Below are 21,133 nucleotides of genomic sequence, written 5' to 3'. Positions count from 1 at the left end.
ACGAGGACGAACTGCGCCGCTACGTCGGCGGCATCTTCGAGGCCGCGATGGCGGACCGTGAGACCGGCCCGAAGCTCGAGGTCACCGGGCTGGTGCTGCGCACGCATCCTGGCAGGGCCAGGTCAACCTCCCCATGGCGATGGCCCGCAAGAAGGTCACCGTCGAGGGCTCGGTCGGTTCGCTGCTCGCGCCGCTGTCGGGTGGCCTTCGGCCACGTGAGCACTTTCCGGGGTCATAACCCCGGAAAGTGCTCACGAGGGCTCCGCCCACCTATGCGGCCAGCGCCGCGTACCGGCCCGCCTCGGACACCAGGTCGGAGTGGGTGCCGGACTCGACGACGCGGCCGTGGTCGAGCACCGCGATCCGGTCGGCCTCGCGGACCGTCGAGAGCCGGTGGGCGATGGTGATCGTCGTCCGGCCGTGGGCCAGCGCGTCGAAGGCCTCCTGGACGGCGCGCTCGGTGGCGGTGTCCAGCGCGCTCGTGGCCTCGTCGAGGACGAGGACCCGGGGATCGCGCAGCAGGGTGCGCGCGATCGCGAGCCGCTGGCGCTCACCACCGGAGAACCGGTGCCCGCGGGGTCCGACGACCGTGTCGTAGCCCTCGGGCAGGTCGGCGATCACGTGGTGGATCTGCGCACCGAGGGCGGCCGCCTCGATCTCGGCGTCGGTGGCGTCGGGCTTGGCGTAGCGCAGGTTGTCGCGCACCGACGCGTGCAGCAGGTAGGTCTCCTGGCTGACGACGCCGACGATGCGGGCGAGGTCGGCCAGGCGCAGGTCGCGCAGGTCGACGCCGTCGACGGTGATCCGCCCGCCGTCGGGGTCGTGCAGACGGGCGACCAGCGCGCCGAGGGTGGACTTGCCGGAGCCGGTCTCCCCGACGATCGCGAGCGTCGAGCCCGCGGGGACGTGCAGGTCGACGTCGGCAAGAGCCGACCGGTCGGCCCCCGGGTAGGCGAAGGTGACGTGCTCGATGCGCAGGTCGCCGCGCGGCGCGGGCAGGTCGACGGGGTGCTCGGGCTCGCCGACGTCGATCACGGTGTCCTGGTACTCGAAGATCCGCGCGAACAGGGCCAGCGACGCGGAGATCGACACCCCCACGTCGAGCAGCGACGACAGCGGCCGGAACACCCCTGCCTGCAGCGAGGTGAACGCGACCAGCGTGCCGATCGACAGCGCGCCCGCCGTCCAGGGCAGGCCGGCGCCGAGGTAGATCAGGGCGGGGATCGCGGCGAAGACGATGCTCATCGTCGCCATCCACCAGCGGCCCGCGAGCTGGCTGCGCAGCTCGAGGTCGGTGAGGCGCAGCGAGGAGTCGGTGAACCGCGAGACGAGCGCGTCGCCGGTCCCGAGGGTGCGCGAGAGCACGACGCCGTCGATCGAGAGGCCCTCCTCGATCGTGACGTTGAGGTCGGCGAGCTCGCGCTGGCGCTCGGCCGTCAGCCGGCGGCGCACGCGTGCCACCCGGCGAGAGAGCAGCACCGAGGGCGGCAGCACGAGCAGCGTGACCAGCGAGAGCTGCCAGGACAGGGCGACCATCGCGACGGCGCTCGCGACGACGGTCGTGAGGTTCGCGGCGATCGACGTCGCGGTCGAGGTGACCACGGTCTGCATGCCGCCGATGTCGTTCGTGATGCGCGACTGCACCTCGCCGGTGCGGGTGCGCGTGAAGAACCCCAGCGAGAGGCGCTGGAGGTGGGCGAACACGTCGGTGCGCAGCCGGTGCATGACGAGCTGGCCGACGCGGGTGGAGATCCAGGTCTGGACGACGCCGAACGCGGCGGTCACGGCGGCGACGGCCACCATGCCGGCGGCCAGCCAGACGAGCAGGCGCACGTCACGGTGCGGCAGCGCGTCGTCGATGACGGCGCGCAGCAGGAACGGCGAGGTCATCCCGACGACGGACGACGCGACGATCACGGCGATGACGACGGCGAGGGCGTGGCGGTGGGGCGCGAACAGGCGCGCGATCCGGCGCAGCGAGACCTGACGGGCCTGCTCGCGGTCGCGGGCGCGCTCCTCGCGGCTGATCTCGGGGGTGCGGGGCAAGGGGCGCCTCCTGACATGTGGTGGCGGAAGTTACTGAGGCAACCTCATGATGAGGCTACAACACGAGTTCGCGCTAGGCTGTTCCCGTGGAGCAGGACGAGCCGGCCTCGGTGAGCGACCTGTTCTGGGCCGTCGCCCGGCGGCTGCGCCACGCCTCGCGGGAGTCGCTCGCGCCGTGGGAGGTCACCCCCTCCCAACTGCGCGCGCTCGGCACGCTGGTGCGCCACGGCCCGGTGCGGCCGGGCACGCTCGCGGGCCACCTCGGGATCGCGCCGCGCTCGGCCACCGAGGTGGTGGACGCGCTGGAGGAGCGCGGACTCGTCCTGCGCCGGACCGATCCCGACGACCGCCGCGCCACCCTCGTCGTCGTCACGGACGCCGGGCGCGAGCTGGCCGGGGCGCTGCGGGCCGCCCGGGCGAGCGAGGCCGACCGGCTCTTCGCCGCCCTCGACGACGCCGACCGGACCGAGCTGGAGCGCCTGCTGCGGCTGCTGCTCGCCGAGTCCGGGCCCACCGAGCCTGCCCCGGCTTCCGGTGAGGGGCGCCCTCCACCGATCTAGTCGACCGAGGGTGCCCTTCGCTCAACACTGACGCTGACCAGCGTTCCGACCAAGGGCGCCATTCGCCGATCTAATCGACTGAACGTGCCCTTCGCTCGGAACCAGGCTCAGGACTGACCCACCGGGGCGTCGGCGCCCTGGCCGGCCACCGGTGCGCGGTAGCGCCAGAACGCCGGGAAGGCGAGCACGACGGCGATCATCCCGACGACGACGGCGAGGCCCCCGATCGTCGTGGTCGGTCCCGTCCCGATCGCGTCCGCGGCCCAGCCGTGCCAGAGGTCGGCCACCCGGGGGCCGCCCGCGACGACCACCACGAACACGCCCTGCATCCGGCCCCGCATCTCGTCCGTGGCGACCGTCTGCAGCATCGTCGAGCGGAACACCGAGCTGACGAGGTCCGCCGCGCCGGCCGCGGCCAGGAGCAGGACGGCCAGCCACAGGATCGACGTCAGCCCGGACAGCGCGACGCCGACCCCCCAGAGGCACACCGCGATCGTCACCGCGACCCCCTGGCGGGCGATGCCGTGCAATCTCCCCGAGAGCAGGCCGCCCAGTGCCGCGCCGCCCGCGATCGACGCCGAGAGCAGGCCGTAGGCCGGGCCGCCGCCGTAGGTCTCCACTGCCGCCTGCGGGAACACCGCCCGCGGCATCCCGAAGCCCATCGCCACGACGTCGGCGAGGAAGCTGACGAGCAGCACCTTGGACATCGCGGCGTAGCGGAAGCCGTCGACCACCGACCGGAGCCCTGCGCTCGACCGGATCGCCCGGGCCACGCCACGGAACCCGCCCTCGGCCTCGTCGCCGACCGGGAGCCGCGGCAGCCGGTACGCCGCCCAGATCGAGGCGAAGAGGCAGATCGTGTCGACGAAGTAGAGGGCCCCCACGTCGACGAACGCCAGCGCCACCCCGCCCACCAGCGGCCCGGCGAACGCGCCGAGCTGCTGGACGGTGAACCACAGCGTGTTCGCCGCGGGCAGCTGGTCCAGCGGCAGGATGCGCGGCAGGACCGCGGAACGGGTGGGCTGGTTGACCGCGAGGCAGGCGGTCTGCACCGCGAAGATCACCAGGACCGACCACGGTCCCCCGATGTGGGTCACCGCCGTGATCCCGAGCAGCGCCGAGGTGACCGCGATGCCGACGCCCGAGACGACGAGCAGCATCCGGCGGTCGACCACGTCGGCGATCGCCCCGCCCCAGAGCCCGAACACGATCAGCGGGACCAGCCCGAACAGGCCGGTCAGGCCCACCCACGACGACGAGCCGGTGAGTTCGTAGAGCTGGAAGGGCACCGCGACGACCGTGAGCTGAGCGCCCACCACGGTCACCACCCCGGCCGTCCACAGCCGCCGGAACGGCGCGATGCGCAGCGGGGTGGTGTCGGCGAGCAGGCCTCGTCGTCGTGGTCGTTCGCTCACCCAAGGATCGTAGGCACGACCCGGCCGTGACCTCCGGGTGAGCCTGGCCTCGTCGGGGTCCGGCGGTCAGGGGGCGAGCCGCTCGACCACCCACCCGCCGGAGCGGTCGTCGAACCGGAACCGCAACCGGTCGTGCAGCCGCGATGTGCGGCCCTGCCAGAACTCGACGTGGGTCGGGCGGACCCGCCAGCCGCCCCAGTGCGGCGGCGCCGGAATCTCCTCCTGGTCGGCGAACCGGGCCTCGGTCGTGGCGTAGAGGTCCTCGAGCGCGGTGCGGTCGCGCACGGTCGCGGACTGCGGGGAGGCCCAGGCCCCGAGCTGGGAGGTGCGCGGCCGGGTCCGCCAGTACTCGGCGGTCTCCTCGGACCCCAGCAGCTCGACGGGGCCGATGCCCGTGGCCTGCCGCTGCAGCGCGTACCAGGGGAAGGTCAGTGAGGCCTGCCGGGTCTGGCGCAGCTGGTGGGACTTCTCGGAGGTGTAGTTGGTGAAGAAGGTGACGCCGCGCTCGTCGACGTCCTTGGCGAGGACGGTGCGGGTGGTCACCCTGTACTCGTCGTCGGAGGTCGCGAGGACCATCGCGTTCGGCTCCGGCAGCCCGGCCTCGCGGGCGTGCTCCAGCCACCGCACGAGCTGCTCGTGCCAGGTGGGGGCGAGGTCGCCGACGTCGAGCTCGCCGGCGCGGTAGTCGACCCGCATGCCCGCCAGGTCGGCGTGACCGCCCGGGATCGTCGTCGTTTGCACCCGTGGTCCCCCTCGGTGTTCGGCGCCGGATCGGCCGCGTCCGGCCACCGTAGGTACCGCGGGCGGGAATCGGACACCCCGTGACCCACGACACGAGCTGAGCGCGGAATGGTGACGTGGGCGACAGCAGGGCGGCGGGTGCCTTGGGAGGATGGCGGGCGTGACCACGACCAGCGCTGAATCAGTGACGATCCCGGCCGACCTGCTGCCCGCCGACGGACGCTTCGGCTGCGGCCCCTCCAAGGTCCGCCCCGAGCAGCTGCGCGCGGTGGCCGACGCGGCCGACGTCATGGGCACCTCGCACCGCCAGAAGCCGGTCAAGTCCCTGGTCGGGCGGGTCCGGGCGGGCCTGTCCGAGCTCTTCTCGCTGCCCGAGGGCTACGAGGTCGTCCTGGGCAACGGCGGGTCCACCGCGTTCTGGGACGCCGCCGCGGTCGGCCTCATCCGCGAGCGCTCGCTGCACCTGACCTACGGCGAGTTCTCCTCGAAGTTCGCCGGGGTGGCCAAGGGCGCACCGTTCCTCGCCGACCCGGTCGTCGTCTCCTCCGACCCGGGCACGGCCCCCGAGCCGCGCTCCGACGACTCCGTCGACCTCATCGGCTGGGCCCACAACGAGACCTCCACCGGGGTCGCGGTGCCGGTGGCCCGTCCCTCCGGCAGCGACGGGAAGCTCGTGGCGATCGACGCGACGTCGGGCGCCGGGGGCCTGCCCGTCGACGTCTCGCAGAGCGACGTCTACTACTTCGCGCCGCAGAAGTGCTTCGCCTCCGACGGCGGGCTCTGGATCGCGATCATGTCGCCCGCGGCGCTCGCCCGCGTGGACGAGATCGCCGGCACCGACAGGTGGATCCCCGAATTCCTCTCGCTGCCGACCGCGGTCGACAACTCCCGCAAGGACCAGACCTACAACACGCCCGCCGTCGCGACGCTGATCATGCTCGCCGACCAGGTCGAGTGGATGAACGCCCAGGGTGGGCTGTCCTGGACGACGGCCCGGACCAAGGACTCCTCCGACCGGCTCTACGCCTGGGCGGAGAAGACGCCGTACACCACGCCGTTCGTCGCCGAGCCCGCGCACCGCTCCCAGGTCGTCGGCACGGTCGACTTCTCCGACGACGTGGACGCCGCCGCCGTCGCGAAGGTCCTGCGCGCCCACGGCGTCGTCGACACCGAGCCCTACCGCAAGCTCGGCCGCAACCAGCTGCGCGTCGGGATGTTCCCTGCGGTCGACCCCGACGACGTCACGAAGCTCACCGAGTGCATCGACCACGTGGTGGGCGCGCTCTCGTAGGCAGGCCGCCCACCTCACGGCCGGGTGACCGCTCACGTGGGGTCGGCCACCTCCCGGCGCGCCTCCCTCGGACGCGGTGGGTGCTCGCCTAGCGTCGGTGTGCGAGGCGGCGCGCCGGGCAGGGCCGCGCCGTCGAGCGGCGCGGGCTACGGGGAGGCCGACCATGCGAGAGCTCCGGGTGGTGGGCCTGGGCGAGGACCCGGCGACCGTGGTCCTCGAGGATCCGATCCGGCACGAGCGCTTCGTCGTGCCCTCCGACGAGCGGCTGCGGGCCGCGGCGCGCGGCGACGTCCGCCGGCTGGGCCAGATGGAGATCGAGACGACGAGCCCGCTGCGCCCGCGCGACATCCAGGCGCGGGTCCGCGCCGGGGAGTCGGTCGCCGAGGTGGCCGCCGGGGCGGGGGTCCCGACGGCCCACGTCGAGCGCTTCGCCTACCCGGTGCTGCTCGAGCGCTCCCGCGTGGCCGAGATGGCGGGGCGGGGGCACCCCCTCGGTGAGGACGGCACCCCCGGCTCGCGGACGCTCCTCGAGATCCTGACGGTGACCTTCGCCGGCCGCGGCCAGGACCTCGGCGACGGATCCTGGGACGCCTGGAAGGGCGAGGACGGCGGCTGGATCGTGTCGCTGGCCTGGCGGACAGGTCACTCCGACCACCTCGCGCACTGGACCTTCACCCCCGGCGCGGCGGGCGGCGCCGTCGTGCCGCGCGACGAGCCGGCCCGGGACCTGCTGGGCCTCGCGCCGGCGCCCGGCCCCCGCCGGGCCGACGGTTCGGCCGCGCGGACGGCACCGCAGTCCGAGCAGGACGACGACGCCGCGGCGGCGCGGGGGGCCCACGACGAGGAGGACGAGGAGCTCGGGCAGGGAGCCCTGGTCGTCGGCGGTGGCACGACGCGGCCCCGGTCCGGGAGCGGGACGCGAGCGTCCGGTTCCGGGACGGCCCGGAGCGGACGCGGCTCGCGCGGCGTCCCCGACCCGCGGACCCCCGAGCAGCCGCCCGCCGACCAGCGCGGCACCGACCAGCGCGGCACCGACCAGCGCGGCACGGACCAGGCCACGCCGGCCGCGGAGAAGCGCCCGGCCGAGAAGCGCCCGGCCGACTCCCGCCGGACCGAGTCCCGGGCCCCGGAGCGGCGGGCGCGGGAGAACGGGCGGGCCACCGCGTCGCGGCACCGCGGCGAGGGCCCCCGCCCCGACCAGGCCCGCCCGGACACACCCCGGCCCGAGGCCCGTCCCGAGTCCTCGCGCACCGACCCGGGCCGCGACGACGGCGGCGGGGACGACCCGGAGCGCGGCCGCGGACGAGGACGGGGCCGCAACCACCCGATCGTCCCCTCCTGGGAGGACGTCCTGCTCGGGGTCCGCTCGCCGCGGACCTGATCGCCCGGACTGCTCGGCGCCGACCCGTGCGACTGAGTGAACGGCGCCGGCCTCGCATCTGACGCCAGCATCGTGCCGTTGCTGCCATCGGCGCCCACCCGTGCGGCTGAGTGAACGGCGCCGTCCTCGCATCCGACGCTAGCATCGTGCCGTTGCTGCCATCGGCGACGGAAGGGAACGAGCCGGCGCTACCCAGCGGGGACACCCCGCACGGCCACGACCAGCAGCGGCAGCAGCGCCACCCCCATCCCCGCGAAGGCGCCCCACACCACCCACCGCCACGTCGGCACGTGGCGGTTCAACCACAGGGCGGGCACGAGCCCGGCGGCGACCACGAGGTCGATGAGCAGGCCCACCAGGCCCAGACCCGCCACCATCGGGACCGCCAGCGTGAGGTTGAGCAGCAGCACGAGGCCGGCCACGAGCGCGGCGACGGTGAGCCCCGAGGCCCACGGCGTGGGCTCGCTGAAGACGGGGGAGACCCGCCCCCGCCCGCGCCGCGGCAGGGACACCTCCGGCACCCGGCTCACCGTGCTGATGGCCCGCAGCGGGATGCGGACGCCGGTGACCGGATCGCAGTAGTCCACCGACTGCCGTAGCAGCACCGAGACCCGCGCCGCGAGCTGCCGGCCGGTCCGGCTCACCCGGACCGCCTCGCCCGTGCGGGGACCGGCCCCCGAGCGCTCGACGGCCTCCGCGGCCCGGGCCCACTCGCCGAGCAGCTCGACCAGCGCGGCGGGCAGGTCGGCGCCCGGGGCGTACGCGCCCCACCCGACCGGTGTCTCGTCGCCCTGCCCCACCGGGTGGCCGCCGACCAGCGCCCGGCCCCGCCGTGCCGCGACCTCGAGGACCGTCACGACACCCCGCCGACGGCGTGGAAGGCGACCGCGGCAGCGGTCGCGACGTTCAGCGAGTCGACGCCGGGGGCCATCGGGATGCGTACCCGGTGGTCGGCGAGCCCGAGGGCCTCGTCGGACAGGCCGGGTCCCTCGGCCCCGAGCAGCAGCGCCAGGCGCTCGGTGTCCGCCAGGGCGCCCGGCGTGGCGTCCCCCGAGGGCGTGAGGGCGGCCAGCACGAACCCGGCCCGCCGCAGCGCCGCCACCAGCTCCGGCCACCCGCCGGCGGTGAACGGCACCCGCAGCACGTGGCCCATCGACACACGCACGCTGCGCCGGTAGAGCGGGTCGGCGCAGCCCGGGGCCAGCAGGACGGCGGCGACGCCCAGCGCGGCGGCGTTGCGGAAGAGGGCGCCGAGGTTCTCGTGGTCGTTCACCCCCTCCAGCACCGCGACCCGGTGGGCGTGGGCGAGGAGGGTGTCCAGGTCGGGGGCCGGGGCGCGGTCGGCGCTCGCGAGGACCCCGCGGTTGAGGTGGAACCCGACGACCGAGGCCATGGTGTCGGCGTCGGTGACGAAGGCGGGGACGTCGAGGTCGGCGAGCTCGCCCTCGAGCTCGCCGATGCGGCGCGGGACGCCCAGCAGGGCCCGCGGCGGGTACGGGGAGTCCAGGAGGCGCCGCACGACGACGGTGCCCTCGGCGAGGACCAGGCCGCGCCCGCCCGGACGGTCCGGGCGGCGGTCGGCGCGGGAGAGGTCGCGGAAGTCGTCCAGGCGAGCCCGGTCGGGTCGTGCGTCGCCACCTCCTGCGGCGTCGTCGGCGTCCGCCGGCCCGGACAGCTCCACGATCCGCACCACGCTCCGCATCGTTCCAGACACGATCCCGGCCCACCGGTGACACCGGACGCCCCGTCGACGACGTCGGGTGTGCCGGGGCGACGCGGGGGGCATGCCCTGCGGACGGACGCCGCCGGCGCGGCGTGGTGCCCGGGGTGATCGGGGACCCGGCGGCGTCGGGCCCTGACGTCACGGGCACCGGCTGCCAGGATGGAGACGTACCAGGCGGAGCCCGACCGGACGGTCGGGTCGGCCGCGGGGCACGGGAGGCGAAGACGTGAGCGAGATGCGGGTGGTCGGCGTTCTGGCCGTCGACGACGCGGCGACGCAACCGGCGACGGAGACGAACCGACACCCCGTGGTGCTCCTGCAGGAGACCCAGGGCAAGCGCTGCCTGCAGATCTGGATCGGACTGGCCGAGGCGGAGGCCATCGCCCTGGAGCAGCAGGGCCGGCTCCCGGAGCGCCCGCTGACCCACGTGCTCATCGCGGACGTCGTCTCCGCGCTCGGGCGCACCCTCGAGCGGATCGAGATCACCGAGGTGCGGGGCGGCACGTTCTACGCCGACCTGGTGTTCGACCGGGGGCTGCGGGTGTCGGCGCGCCCGAGCGACTCGATCGCGATCGCGCTGCACGTCGACGTGCCCATCCACGCGACCGAGGCGGTGCTCGCCGAGGCCGGCGTCCTGGTCGACGACGACGAGTCGGGCGAGGAGTCCTCCTCGAGCGTGCCCGACGAGGAGGAGGTCGACCGGTTCCGGGCCTTCCTCGACAACATCTCGCCGGAGGACTTCGGGCGCGGCGCCTGAGGTGCCGACGACGCCTGCGTGCGACCACTGCGTCTGCATGTGCGCCCAACGGTTGGCCATGATCGACTTGTTCCGCTGAACGGACGCTATGACGAGGCGAACGGTCGCCGCCCCTGGTGTGTGACACACGGCTGTGTCACCGTGAACCGGGTCGTCGGGGGAAGCGAACGCGTCCCCGCACTACGGCGTTCCGCCGTCAGGTGCGGGCCGAGAGAGGGAGCCAGGCACTGATGGGGCCGACCGCCGTACCGACCAGCTCGGCGCACGTACGGGACGATCCCTCCGACGCACCCGGTGGCCGCGCCGTCCTCGTCGGCAGCCCACCACGCCCCCCTGGACGCCCGGGGGGCGGGAACCGGCTCTGATGGGCCGGGTCGTCGCCCGTACCGATCTGTCCGCCCGCGAGACCTACCGCACCGAGGTCCGGCGCTGCCTGGAGGCGCTGCGGCGGATGGTCGCCGAGGGCCGCTTCGCCGCCGACGAGCTGCGGATCGGGGTGGAGCTCGAGCTCGCGCTGGTGGACGAGGCCATGGAGCCGGCGATGCTCAACCACGCCGTGCTCGACCGGTCCGCCTCGGACCTGCTCACCACCGAGCTCGGCCGCTGGAACCTCGAGATCAACCTGCCGCCCCGCACGCTGCCCGGCACGGCCGCGTGCCGCCTCGAGGAGGACGTCGTCTCCTCGATCGCCTGCGCGCGCCGCTCCGCCGCCGTCGTCGGGGCCACCCCGGTGACGATCGGCATCCTGCCCACCCTCGGCGCCGAGCACCTCGACTCCGACAAGCTCACCGACGACCCGCGCTACGACCTGCTCAACCGCCAGATGGTCGACACGCGCGGCGAACCGTTCCGGCTCGACATCGCGGCCCCGCCCGGCGGTCCCGCCGAGCGCCTCGTCCTCGACGTCGACTCGATCGCGCCCGAGGCCGCCTGCACCTCGCTGCAGCTGCACCTCCAGCTCACCCCCGAGACGTTCCCGGCCTACTGGAACGCCGCGCAGGCCATCGCCGGGGTGCAGGTCGCGCTCGCGGCGAACTCCCCGTTCCTGCTCGGGCACCGGCTCTGGGCCGAGACCCGGGTGCCGCTGTTCGAGCAGGCGGTCGACGTGCGCCCGGTCGAGCTGCGCAACCAGGGCGTCCGCCCGCGGGTGTGGTTCGGCGACCGCTGGGCATCGTCGGTGACCGACCTGTTCGAGGAGAACGTCCGCTACTTCCCGGCCCTGCTGCCGATGGTCGACGACGAGGACCCCCTCGGCGTGCTCGACGCCGGGCAGGCCCCGCAGCTGCACGAGCTGCGGCTGCACTCCGGCACGGTCTGGCGGTGGAACCGGCCGGTCTACGACGTCGCCGACGGCGTCGCGCACCTGCGCCTGGAGAACCGGGTGCTGCCCGCCGGCCCGAGCGCCGTCGACGCCGTGGCCAACGCGCTGTTCTTCTACGGGCTGGTGCGGGCGCTGGTGGCCTCCGAGCACCCGCCGTGGCGCTCGATGACCTTCGACGCGGCGCACGGCAACTTCGTCGCCGGCGCGGAGCACGGGCTGGACGCCGAGCTCTTCTGGCCGGGGGCGGGCACCGTCGGCGTCGACCGGCTCGTGCTCGACCGGCTCCTCCCCCTGGCCCGCGAGGGTCTGCGGACCTGGGACGTCGAGCCCTCGGTCGCCGACCGCTACCTCGCGGTCATCGAGGCACGCTGCCGCACCGGGTGCACCGGGGCGTCCTGGCAGACGCAGATGGTGGCGGCCCTGGAGAAGGACGGATGCCCGCGGCCGGTCGCCATGCGACGGATGCTGGAGCGCTACGTCGCCAACATGAGCGCCAACCTGCCGGTGCACACGTGGCCGGTCATGGAGGAGAGCGCGGGCGTGACGGCCCTGGGGGCCTGACCGCGGGGGTCGCTCAGGTGGCCGCGGCGGGGTGCGCGGCGCGGCGCGCCTGCCAGGCGAGGAGCCCGGCGGCGACGACGACGGTCGCCACCGTCGCCACGCCGCCGATCACCAGTGGCGCGCGTCCGCCGAGGACCTCGGCGAGCCAGCCCAGCACCGGCCCGCCGAGCGGGGTGCCGCCGAGCAGCACGAGCATGTAGATGCCCATGACGCGCCCACGCATGTTCTCGCCGACCCCGAGCTGCACGGCCGCGTTCGCGGCCGTCGTGAACACCAGCTGCCCCAGCCCCGTCGGGACGAGCAGGATCGCGGTGAGCAGGTAGGTCGGCATGACGCCGGTGAAGAGCTCGGCGACGCCGAAGAACAGCCCCGCGAGCAGCACCGTCCGCAGCCGCGGGCGCCCGACGCGGCGCGCCGCGACGAACGTCCCGGCCAGGCACCCCACCGCGAGCGCGGAGGTGAGCAGCCCGTAGGACTCCGCGCCGCGCCCGAAGACGCTGCGCGCGGTGATGGCCAGCGTCATGAAGAAGTTGATGCCGAAGGTCGACACGAAGAACACGACCACGAGCAGCACGATCAGGTCGGGGCGGTGGCGCACCACCCGCAGCCCTTCGAGCACGGCGGCGAGGGCACGGCCCGGCCGCTTCTCGTAGGCGAACATGTCAGCGGGGCGCATGAGCGCGAGGCCGAGGAGGACCGCCACGAAGGTCGCGGCGTTGACGAGGAACACCCAGCCGGTGCCGATCGCCGCGATCATCAGGCCGGCGACGGCGGGTCCCACGATGCGGGCGGTGTTGAACGTCATCGAGTTCAGCGCGACGGCGTTCGTGAGCCCGCCGGGGCCGACCATCTCGCCCGCGAACGACTGCCGCACCGGGGCGTCGACCGCGGAGAAGCACCCGTTGAGGAAGCACAGCACGTAGACCACGGCGAGCGTGGCCGTGCCGGTCACGTCCAGGAGGCCGAGGGTGAGCGCGCAGACGCCCATACCGACCTGGACGACGATGAGCAGGTGGCGCTTGTCGTAGCGGTCGGCGAAGGCGCCGCCGAAGAGCGAGAGCAGCAGGGTCGGGCCGAACTGCAGGGCCGCGGCCACCCCGAGGGCGACCGGGCTGCCGCCGGAGAGGTTGAGGACGAGCCAGTCCTGGGCCACCCGCTGCATCCAGGTGCCGACGAGCGAGACCACCTGCCCGGACGCGAAGAGCCGGTAGTTGCGGATGCGCAGCGACGCGAACATCGCCGTCCCGGCCGTCACCGTTGCCTCACATGAACTGAGCTTACCTAACCTTCCGCGACCGGGTCCGGCGGCGGCGGAGCGCTCCCGCGCCGCCGCCGTGACCCGACACCGCTCAGGGCTTGGTGTCCTCGAGGGCGAAGCCGACCTTCAGCGTCACCTGGTAGTGGCCGATCTCGCCGTCCTCCACGTGGCCGCGAATCTCGGAGACCTCGAACCAGCCGATCTGGCGGAGCGTCTCCGCGGCCCGCTTGATCGCGCCCTTGATCGCGTCGTCCACGCTCGTCTCGGACGTGCCGACGATCTCGGTCTTCCGGTAGATGTTGTCCGCCACAGGGCCTCCTCGCTCCGGTGCGCACGCAGCTGCGTGCCTCGTCGAACCGGTACCCGCTGGCTCCCGGACATCCACACGGGCGCCGCGACGACCGCGGTCACACCGGGTCGGCCGGAGCCCGCGCAGCACCGGGAGAGGAGCCGCCGTGCACCCCGAGTCGGGCCAGTGCCGCGTCGAGCGCGATCTCGAGCGGGCGCACGTCGCGGGCCAGCCGGGCCAGCATGAGCCCGCCCTGGACCGCGGCCAGCAGGACCCCGGCGAGCTCGTCCGGCTCGTCCGGGGCCGCGACCGTGCCGCGGGCGCGCCCGACCGCGACGAGGTGCGCGAGCCCCTCGCGCCAGCGGTCGAAGGCGGCGGCCTGGTGGCCTCGCAGGACCGGGTCGTCGTCGACCTGCCCGGAGAGCACCCCGAGCGGGCAGCTCAGCGGCCCGTCGCCCCCGCGGTGGACTGCGAGCAGGTCGTCCGCCCAGGCACGGACGTCCCCGTCGGTGTCGGCAGCGAGCCGGGGCTGGGCGGCGAGCACCCGCGCGAGCTGGTGGTCGATGACGGCGAGGACGAGGCCCTGCTTGCCGCTGAAGTGGTGGTAGAGCTGCGACTTCCCGGTGCCCGTGGCGGCGAGCACGTCGCCCACGCCCGTCGCGGCGATCCCCCGGGCATGCATCAGCGCGGCCGCGGCCTCGACCATCTGCTGACGGGTTCGACGCCCGCGCGCCGTCGGCGGCCCGCCCCCCCGGCCGCTCTCGTCCGCGATCACCCCCCGACTGTACCGATAGGTACATTCGTGGTTACGCTCCCACGATGACGCCCGTGGATCGCACGGATCGCGGCGAGACGGAGCGTCCCGCCGGCGGGGACGCTGCCCCGCCCGGGGCGGTCCGGGTCGCCCCGGAGCCCGAGTACGCCTTCCCGCGCTCCCTGTGGCGGGGGCTCGCCCGCATCCCGGTCCCGCCCCCTGCGAGCCCGAGGACGTGGCGCAGCCCCTTGCGAGGGACCTGGCTGACCTCGGTGTTCGGCGCGACGCTGCTGGTCGGGCTCCCGGTCGTCATCCTCACCGGCCTGATGTCCTACGCCGCGTACGGGCCGCAGTTCGGCCAGGCGATCCCGGGTGACGTCGGGTATCTGCACCTACCGTTCTTCGACTGGCCGTCGAGCCCCTCGTGGCTCTACCGCCTGACCCAGGGTCTGCACGTCGTCGGCGGCATGGTCCTGACGCCGATCGTCCTGGCGAAGCTGTGGTCGGTGGTGCCCAAGCTCTTCGTCTGGCCGCCCGTCCGCAGCATCGCCCAGCTGCTCGAGCGCCTCTCGCTGCTCGCCCTTGTCGGGGGGGTCCTCTTCGAGTTCGTCACCGGGCTCATGAACAGCCAGTACGACTACTCGTGGGGGTTCGGCTTCTACGTCGCCCACTACTACGGGGCGTGGGTCTTCATCGCCGGGTTCGTCACCCACGTCGCGATCAAGCTCCCGACGATGCTCCACGCGCTGCGCGCCGGCCCGGGCGGCACCGGCGCGCTCGGACGCTGGCTGCACGACTCGCCCGCCGAGACCGAGCCCGAACCGATGGACGAACACGGGCTCGCGGCCCTCGCGCCGAACCGGCCGACCCTCTCGCGGCGCGGGCTGCTGGGGATGGTGGGCGGAGGGAGCGTGCTCGTCGGGGTGCTGAGCGTCGGCCAGACCTGGGACGCCCTGCGCCCGCTCGCGCTGCTCTCCCCCCGAGGCCAGTCCTACGGCGACGGGCCGAACGACTTCCAGATCAACCGCACGCTCGCCGGCTCCGGGATCGACCCGGCGGCGCTCGACGGCGGCTGGCGACTGCGGCTGACCGGCGGGTCGAGCGGGGTCTCGTTGAGCCGGGAGGCGCTGCTCGGCCTGCCCCAGCACACCGCGACGCTGCCGATCGCCTGCGTCGAGGGGTGGTCGGTGACCCGGACCTGGAGCGGGGTCCGGCTGCGGGACCTCGCCGCGCTCGCCGGTGTGCCCGACCCGGACAACGCCTTCGTGCAGTCGATCGAGACCACCGGGGCCTTCGCCCGCGCCACGCTCCAGGCCGACCAGGTCCGGAACCCGGACGCCCTGCTGGCCCTGCGGGTGGGCAACGAGGGCGAGGAGACCGCCGACCTCGCCCCGGACCACGGCTACCCGGCGCGGGTGATCGTCCCGGCGCTGCCCGGGGTCCACAACACCAAGTGGGTCTCGTCGATCGACTTCCGCACGAGGGGGTCGTGATGCGGTCCGTGCTGCGCTCCTGGCGCCACCTCTACGGCGAGAATCCGCTGCACCTGCTGGCGATGCTCGGCTGCTTCGCCCTGGTCGGCTACGTCGTGTCCTTCGTCTTCCCCGGGCCCAGCGCGCTCGCCCTGGGCATCTGGTTCGCCGGCGCGGTGATCGCCCACGACCTCGTCCTCTACCCGCTCTACGCCCTGGCCGACCGGCCGCTGGTGATCGCCCGGAGGGCGCGCCGCCGGACCGTCCCGCGCCGGCCCCCGCTCGTCCCGGCGATCAACCACGTCCGGGTGCCGGTCCTGGGCTCGGCGGTGCTGGGCCTGATCTACCTGCCCACCATCACCCGCCACGGCGAGGATGCGTTCCGGTTCACCGCGGGGCTCGACATGGCCGGTATCTACCGGCACTGGCTGCTCATCACCGGGGTCCTCTTCCTGGGCAGTGCCGTCGTGTACGCCCTGCGCCTGGGCGCCGCGGCGCGACGCGTCGCCGTGCGACGGCGGCAGGCGGCCGCCGGGCCCGAGGAGGAGGAGCAGGAGGAGGAGCCGGTGCCGCAGCCGGTCGTTCCGGGGTCGGAGATCGATCCCCGACCCCGGTCGGATGGCAGTGACGGCGTGCGCTCCTAGCGTCGACGGCCATGACCGTCCTCGACGACCTCGCACGATTCCGCCACGAGGTCGACACCCATTCCGGCCGGGCGAGCTACCTGGACACCGGCGGCGACGGTCCGCCGGCGGTGTTCGGCCGGAGGCGACTACGCCTGCGCTGCCAGTTCCCTCTCGGGCAGCTCCGCCTCCATCTCGCGGATGATCGGCAGCACCTTCTCGCCGAACTGCTCGATCTCCTCCTTGACGTGCAGGAAGCACAGCAGCGAGAGGTCGACGCCCAGCTTCTTGTACTCGACCAGCCGCTCGGCGACCTGCTCGGCGGTCCCGATGAGCTGGGTCTTGAAGCCGTCGTTGTACTGCACGAGGTCCTCGAACGAGGACTCCGCCCACATGCCCTTGCCGTCGGGGGACGAGGCGCCGCCCTGCTGCACGGCGTGCCGGAAGCCCTCGACCTGCTCGACGTTCGCCTTGTCGACGATCTCGCGCAGGGTGTCGCGGGCCTCGGACTCGGTGTCCCGCACGATCATGAAGCCGTTGAGGCCGAACTTCACCGACCGGTCGTTCTCCTCCGCCGAGGCGTTGACGTCGGCCAGCTGCTCGACGACGCCGTCGAAGTCCTTGCCGTTGGAGAAGTAGAAGTCCGACACTCGGCCGGCCATCCGGCGGGCCGCCGTGGAGTTGCCGCCCTGGAAGATCTCCGGGTGCGGCCGCTCCGGGGTGTTCAGCGGCTTGGGCTTCAGCGAGTAGTCGTGGAAGCGGTAGAAGTCGCCGAGGAAGGTGAAGTCGTCGTCCTCCCAGATGCCCGTGAGGCAGCGGATGAACTCCTCGGTGCGCCGGTAGCGCTCGTCGTGCTCGAGCCACGGCTCGCCGAAGGCCTGGAACTCGCCCTTGAACCACCCGGAGACGACGTTCGTGGCGAAGCGGCCGTTCGTCAGGTGATCGGCGGTGGCGCCGAAGTTGGCGAAGACGCCCGGGTGCCACATTCCCGGGTGCACCGCCGCCATGACCTTGAGGCGCTCGGTGGCCAGCATGATCGCCAGGGAGAGCGACGTGGACTCGTGCTGGTACTCCGCGGAGTAGCTGGCCATGTAGCGCACCTGGGAGAGCGCGTACTCGAAGCCGTTGTTCTCGGCCGCGATCGCGGTCTCGCGGTTGTAGTCCCAGGTCCAGTCGGTGCGCTGCTCGATCGAGCTGGTGACGAGGCCCCCGGAGACGTTGGGGACCCAGTAGGCGAACTTCAGGGGGGCGGACGGGGTGCCGACGGACACGGCGGGCCTCCTCGAGGCAGGGTGGGTCGCCCGCGGCCGACACGCCGGGGCGGGGATCAGGACATGGGGGCGTGGGTCAGGACCGACACGCCTGGGTCGCCACGAGTCCGAAGTCGACGTGCCTGCGGCGCGTCAGCGGTACCTCGGCGTAACCCATCGGACACAACCGTTGCGGGCGGCCCCACGCGTGTCAACCGAGGAGCCGGTCGGCTCACACCCCGTTTCGGCGAGTCCGGACGGATGCCGGGGGCGCCCCGCCGTAGGGTCGCGCCGTGTCCTCCGCGGTTCCCGACGACGGGTGGCAGCCGCCGCCCCTGCCCCGCCGGCTCACCGACCCGGTGCCGGTGATCCTCGCCGGCTCGGTGCTCTGGCTGGCGGCGCTCGTCGTGCTGGGCGTCCTCCTGCTGACCGGCGCCCGGCCGGCGGACGCCTGGCTCTGGGCCTGCGTCGTCGGCGTCGGGCTCGGGGCGCTCGGGCTGGGCGTCCTGGCGCTGCAGCGCCGGGCGGTCGCCCGCGGGTCCCGGGGCGCGCAGAAGCTGTAGCGGATCCGGCTCAGGGCGCGCCGAGCGCCCAGGCCGCGAGCAGGCCACGCACCGGATCGTCGGTGTGCACCCCGGCGTCGTCCACCCACACCCCCGGGAAGACCACGCGCGGCCGGCCGGTGTGGTCGTCGGGGGCCACCGCCACCCGCAGCCGCTCGTGCACGACGACCTCCCCCGCCGGCAGCGCCCGCCCCACCGCCGCCGCCCAGGTCGCGGCGACGGGCAGGTCGGCCCAGGCGGTGGCGACGCCGGGCGAGCGCACCTCGCCGTGGTGCCCGGCGGCTGTGGTGGGCAGGTCGAGCAGGTCGGCCAGCGCCGGCGCCCCGCCCGGGGCCACCGGGACCACGCCGTCGGGGTCCAGCGCCGCCAGCAGCCAGGGCCGGTCGAGGACGGCGGGGACGGCACCGCGGTCCGGGTCCGCGTCCACCACCCGGCCGGCGGCGGTGCGCACCCGCGAGGGCGGTTCGACGTCGGCGACCACGATCCGCCGGGCGTCGACCGCCTCGGCGAGCGCGGTGTGGGCCGCGAGCACGCCGGCGGGCGCCACGGCGCGCTCGGGGTCGGCGAGCCGGGCCAGGAGGTCGGCCGCCTCCCGCGCGTCCGCCACCCGCAGGTCGGTCCGCACCCCGACCGCGGCGAGGAACCCGGCGTCGGGCACGGCCGGGCCGGGCACCGGGTCGTAGAGCGCGACGAGCGCGGCCGCGACGCCCGGGTCGTCGTCGGCGGTCTTCGGTGGGCCGGGCGCCTCGTCGGGCAGCCGCCAGTGCCCGGGCCGGTGCCCCGCGAGCCGGCCGTGCCGGGCGAGCCACCACGCCGTGTACGGCACCGGCTCGCCGGGGAGCGCGACGAGCGCGGAGCGCACCGCCCGGTCGGCGGCGAGCAGCGGCCACGCGGCGTCCCACCGGTCGTCCGCGACCAGGTCGAGGTCCCGGACGGCGACGATCGCGCTCGGCGGCCCCGTCGGCTCGTCCACCCAGCCGCCCCCGTCGCCCCAGCCCGAGCCGGGGTCGACCTCCTCGGCCCACCAGGTCTCCTCGTCGTCGAGGTCGTGATCGGGGCCGACGGGCGCGTCGTCCCGGACCAGCCCGAACCCGTCGAGCACCCCGGCCGCGAGCAGCGCGGCGCGCCCGTGAGCGGCCACGGCCGACCCGGCGAGCACCCCGACCGGCGAGTCGTCCCCGAGCACCGCCCGCAGCGCCCCGTCGGGCAGGACCAGCTCGTCCGCACGCCGGTAACCGCCCACGCCGTCGGGCAGCGCGAGCCCGCCCCACGCCGGGTCCGCACCGTCCTCCCCCGCCTCGGCGAGCAGCCGCAGCACCAGCCGCGCGAGACCGTCGACGTCGACCCCGGCCTCGGCGTCGTCGACCGACCGGGCGACCGCCTCGCGCAGCTCCGGCTCCTCGAGCAGCGAGCCCGCCCCGGCCCGGCGCGCCCCGAGCGCCTCGAGGAGCGGGTGCACCGCCGCCGGGTCGACCAGGCGCAGCCCCGGGAGGGGGTCGCCGGCGAGGACGTCGGCCAGCTCGGGGTCCGGCAGCAGGGTCCCGCGCGGGCCGGGCACCAGCCGGCCGTCGGCCAGGGGCACCGGCAGCGCGGCGAGCTCCTCGCCCGCCGTCGCGAACGACGGCGTCGCGGCCAGCGCCTCGTAGAGCGCGTGCCACCAGGACGGCGGGCGCCGCAGCCCGGCGAGCCGGTCGATCAGGGCGGCCGGACCGATCCGGGTGACGCCGAGCGCCGCCAGCGCCGGCGCGTCCCGGGGGCCGCCGACCCCGGCGGCCGCGAGGTCGGGCACCGCGCCGGCCAGCGCGGTGAGCAGCGCGTCGGCCGGGTCGGCGCCGCTGTCGAGGACGACGGCGCGGGCGGGCACGAGGTCGGGGCCGTCGGCGCCCGGCAGCCACGCCTCGCGCCGCAGCGCCTCGGTGACGCCGTCGCGCAGCAGCGCGTCCACCTCCGAGGCGGGCAGCGCCGCGGCGGGCACCAGCGCGAGGCGCCGCTCCGGGGGGAGGGACGCGACCAGGGCGGGATAGGACGCGGCCGCGGCGCGCAGCACGTGGGTGGTCACCGCTCCGGCCCGCACGCGCCGCCGGTCGGGGTCCAGCGGGACGGCGACGACGAGGCGCGCCGGCAGCGTCGTCGTCTCCGCCGTCGGGGTCGGCGCGTGCAGGACGTCCGTGGCCGCCGGGTCGGCGGGGGCCGGGTCGGCGGTAGCGGCCCAGAGCCCCGACCAGCGCGTGCGGTCGCGGTCCTCGACGGCGAGCCCGGGCCGCCCGTCGTCGTCGCGGACCTCCGGGGGCAGCTCCCCGGCCAGGGGCAGCGTCGTCCAGGTCGTCGCGGTGGCGCCGGGCCCCCGGATCGTCACGGTCGTGGTGCCGCCCGGGCCGGGCGCCTGCTCGCGGCGCACCTGCTCGCCGCCGGTGTCGACCCCGGCCAGGCAGGGCAGGGCGAGCAGCAGGTCGGGGGCCTCGGCGATCGCCCGGTCCAGCAGCTCGGCGCCCGGGCGGGCGAGGGCGATACGGACCTCGGTGTCGACGTCGTCGGGCAGCGGGTCGGCGAGGTCGTCGGGGTCGGCCGGCCACACCAGCCGTAGCGCCGGCACCTCGTCGTCACGCCGCGCCGCCTCCTCGGCGACCCGGCCGCCGAGCGCGACCACGGTCTCCCGGGTCCGTGCGCGGGAGAACGCGACGCCGGCCGCGCCGGCCCCGAACCGGGTCACCAGCCGCGGGGCGTCGCCGAGGGCCAGGACCGCGGCGAACCCGACGCCGAATCGTCCCACGGTCGCGCCGTCGCGCTTGGCCGACGCCCGCAGCGAGGCGAGCGCGGCCACGCCCTCGGCGTCGAGCGGCGCGCCCGCGTTCCCGACCCGCAGCTCCGCGGCGCCGTCGGACGCCGTCACCAGCCGCAGGTGGAGCGTGGTGGGGGTGCCGGCGCGGGCTGCGGCGTCGGCGGCGTTCTGGGCGAGCTCGACGAGCCAGCGGTCGCGGTAGCCGCCGCGGGTCAGGTCCTCCTCGGCGTTCGCGTCCTCGCGGAAGCGCGCGGGCGAGGCGGCCCAGGCGTCGAGGACGGCGGCGCGGATCGCCGCCGTCCCGAAGGGGTCGGGCGACGGCACGTCGGGGGGCACGATGTCGCCCGGG

At 75.0% G+C, this 21,133-nt stretch carries 18 protein-coding genes; 8 read left to right on the top strand and 10 right to left on the bottom strand.

Annotated features, from left to right (window positions below):
• Nucleotides 1–270: 270 nt before the first annotated feature.
• Nucleotides 271–2,046: an ABC transporter ATP-binding protein gene (locus VGH76_RS02030; RefSeq protein WP_331554934.1), complete on the bottom strand. Its 1,776-nt coding sequence runs from the start codon at nt 2,044–2,046 to the stop codon at nt 271–273.
• A gap of 86 nt (nt 2,047–2,132) precedes the next feature.
• On the opposite strand from VGH76_RS02030, the gene VGH76_RS02025 reads away from it, so the two are divergent.
• Nucleotides 2,133–2,606, top strand: coding sequence for a MarR family transcriptional regulator (locus tag VGH76_RS02025; protein ID WP_331554933.1), 474 nt, complete (start codon nt 2,133–2,135; stop codon nt 2,604–2,606).
• A 107-nt stretch (nt 2,607–2,713) separates the two neighbouring features.
• On the opposite strand, the gene VGH76_RS02020 is transcribed toward VGH76_RS02025, so the two are convergent.
• Together VGH76_RS02020 and pdxH are read right to left on the bottom strand one after the other, a co-directional pair.
• Nucleotides 2,714–4,021, bottom strand: a complete 1,308-nt coding sequence (locus tag VGH76_RS02020; RefSeq protein WP_331554932.1) for an MFS transporter — start codon at nt 4,019–4,021, stop codon at nt 2,714–2,716.
• A 66-nt stretch (nt 4,022–4,087) separates the two neighbouring features.
• The gene (gene pdxH / locus VGH76_RS02015; protein WP_331554961.1) at nt 4,088–4,717 is read right to left on the bottom strand and encodes a pyridoxamine 5'-phosphate oxidase; all 630 of its coding nucleotides are present in this window, start codon (nt 4,715–4,717) and stop codon (nt 4,088–4,090) included.
• Nucleotides 4,718–4,922: 205 nt separating this feature from the next.
• Between pdxH and serC the strand changes: the two genes are divergently transcribed.
• Nucleotides 4,923–6,053, top strand: a complete 1,131-nt coding sequence (gene serC / locus VGH76_RS02010) for a phosphoserine transaminase (RefSeq protein WP_331554931.1) — start codon at nt 4,923–4,925, stop codon at nt 6,051–6,053.
• 163 nt (nt 6,054–6,216) lie between these two features.
• On the top strand, nt 6,217–7,434 hold the full coding sequence (sepH, locus tag VGH76_RS02005; protein WP_331554930.1) for a septation protein SepH: 1,218 nt from the start codon (nt 6,217–6,219) through the stop codon (nt 7,432–7,434).
• Nucleotides 7,435–7,622: 188 nt separating this feature from the next.
• Here sepH and VGH76_RS02000 read toward each other — a convergent pair whose 3' ends face one another.
• Together VGH76_RS02000 and VGH76_RS01995 are read right to left on the bottom strand one after the other, a co-directional pair.
• Nucleotides 7,623–8,291 carry a DUF2537 domain-containing protein gene (locus tag VGH76_RS02000; protein ID WP_331554929.1) on the bottom strand — a complete coding sequence of 223 codons (669 nt, stop codon included), beginning with the start codon at nt 8,289–8,291 and terminating at the stop codon, nt 7,623–7,625.
• Nucleotides 8,288–9,136: an RNA methyltransferase gene (locus VGH76_RS01995; RefSeq protein ID WP_331554928.1), complete on the bottom strand. Its 849-nt coding sequence runs from the start codon at nt 9,134–9,136 to the stop codon at nt 8,288–8,290. Before VGH76_RS01995 ends, VGH76_RS02000 begins: the two co-directional genes overlap by 4 nt.
• A gap of 247 nt (nt 9,137–9,383) precedes the next feature.
• On the opposite strand from VGH76_RS01995, the gene VGH76_RS01990 reads away from it, so the two are divergent.
• A complete protein-coding gene (locus tag VGH76_RS01990) occupies nt 9,384–9,914 on the top strand; it encodes a bifunctional nuclease family protein (protein ID WP_331554927.1) in 531 nt (176 codons plus the stop codon).
• A gap of 364 nt (nt 9,915–10,278) precedes the next feature.
• Nucleotides 10,279–11,796, top strand: coding sequence for a glutamate--cysteine ligase (locus tag VGH76_RS01985; RefSeq protein WP_331554926.1), 1,518 nt, complete (start codon nt 10,279–10,281; stop codon nt 11,794–11,796).
• Between the two features lie 13 nt (nt 11,797–11,809).
• Here VGH76_RS01985 and VGH76_RS01980 read toward each other — a convergent pair whose 3' ends face one another.
• The 3 genes from VGH76_RS01980 to VGH76_RS01970 all read right to left on the bottom strand — a co-directional run bounded on the left by VGH76_RS01980 (nt 11,810) and on the right by VGH76_RS01970 (nt 14,118).
• Nucleotides 11,810–13,051, bottom strand: a complete 1,242-nt coding sequence (locus VGH76_RS01980) for an MFS transporter (protein WP_331554925.1) — start codon at nt 13,049–13,051, stop codon at nt 11,810–11,812.
• A 94-nt stretch (nt 13,052–13,145) separates the two neighbouring features.
• Entirely contained in the window at nt 13,146–13,364 is a 219-nt protein-coding gene (locus VGH76_RS01975) for a dodecin (RefSeq protein WP_331554924.1), read from the bottom strand.
• Nucleotides 13,365–13,461: 97 nt separating this feature from the next.
• A complete protein-coding gene (locus VGH76_RS01970) occupies nt 13,462–14,118 on the bottom strand; it encodes a TetR/AcrR family transcriptional regulator (RefSeq protein ID WP_331554923.1) in 657 nt (218 codons plus the stop codon).
• 53 nt (nt 14,119–14,171) lie between these two features.
• On the opposite strand from VGH76_RS01970, the gene VGH76_RS01965 reads away from it, so the two are divergent.
• Nucleotides 14,172–15,590, top strand: coding sequence for a molybdopterin-dependent oxidoreductase (locus VGH76_RS01965; RefSeq protein WP_331554922.1), 1,419 nt, complete (start codon nt 14,172–14,174; stop codon nt 15,588–15,590).
• Nucleotides 15,587–16,213, top strand: a complete 627-nt coding sequence (locus VGH76_RS01960) for a hypothetical protein (RefSeq protein WP_331554921.1) — start codon at nt 15,587–15,589, stop codon at nt 16,211–16,213. The genes VGH76_RS01965 and VGH76_RS01960 overlap by 4 nt, the downstream gene beginning before the upstream one ends.
• Nucleotides 16,214–16,341: 128 nt before the next feature.
• Here VGH76_RS01960 and sfnG read toward each other — a convergent pair whose 3' ends face one another.
• The gene (gene sfnG, locus VGH76_RS01955) at nt 16,342–17,463 is read right to left on the bottom strand and encodes a dimethylsulfone monooxygenase SfnG (RefSeq protein WP_331554920.1); all 1,122 of its coding nucleotides are present in this window, start codon (nt 17,461–17,463) and stop codon (nt 16,342–16,344) included.
• Between the two features lie 272 nt (nt 17,464–17,735).
• Here sfnG and VGH76_RS01950 point away from each other — a divergent pair, with 272 nt between their 5' ends.
• Nucleotides 17,736–18,005, top strand: a complete 270-nt coding sequence (locus VGH76_RS01950; protein ID WP_331554918.1) for a DUF2530 domain-containing protein — start codon at nt 17,736–17,738, stop codon at nt 18,003–18,005.
• A gap of 10 nt (nt 18,006–18,015) precedes the next feature.
• Here VGH76_RS01950 and VGH76_RS01945 read toward each other — a convergent pair whose 3' ends face one another.
• The gene (locus VGH76_RS01945; RefSeq protein ID WP_331554917.1) at nt 18,016–21,108 is read right to left on the bottom strand and encodes a sacsin N-terminal ATP-binding-like domain-containing protein; all 3,093 of its coding nucleotides are present in this window, start codon (nt 21,106–21,108) and stop codon (nt 18,016–18,018) included.
• Nucleotides 21,109–21,133 lie beyond the last annotated feature (25 nt).

The organism is Actinomycetospora sp. (assembly GCF_036497585.1).
Lineage (GTDB): Bacteria > Actinomycetota > Actinomycetes > Mycobacteriales > Pseudonocardiaceae > Actinomycetospora.
Note: the sequence above shows the minus strand (reverse complement) of the source record. Positions and strands in the feature narration are given on the sequence as shown.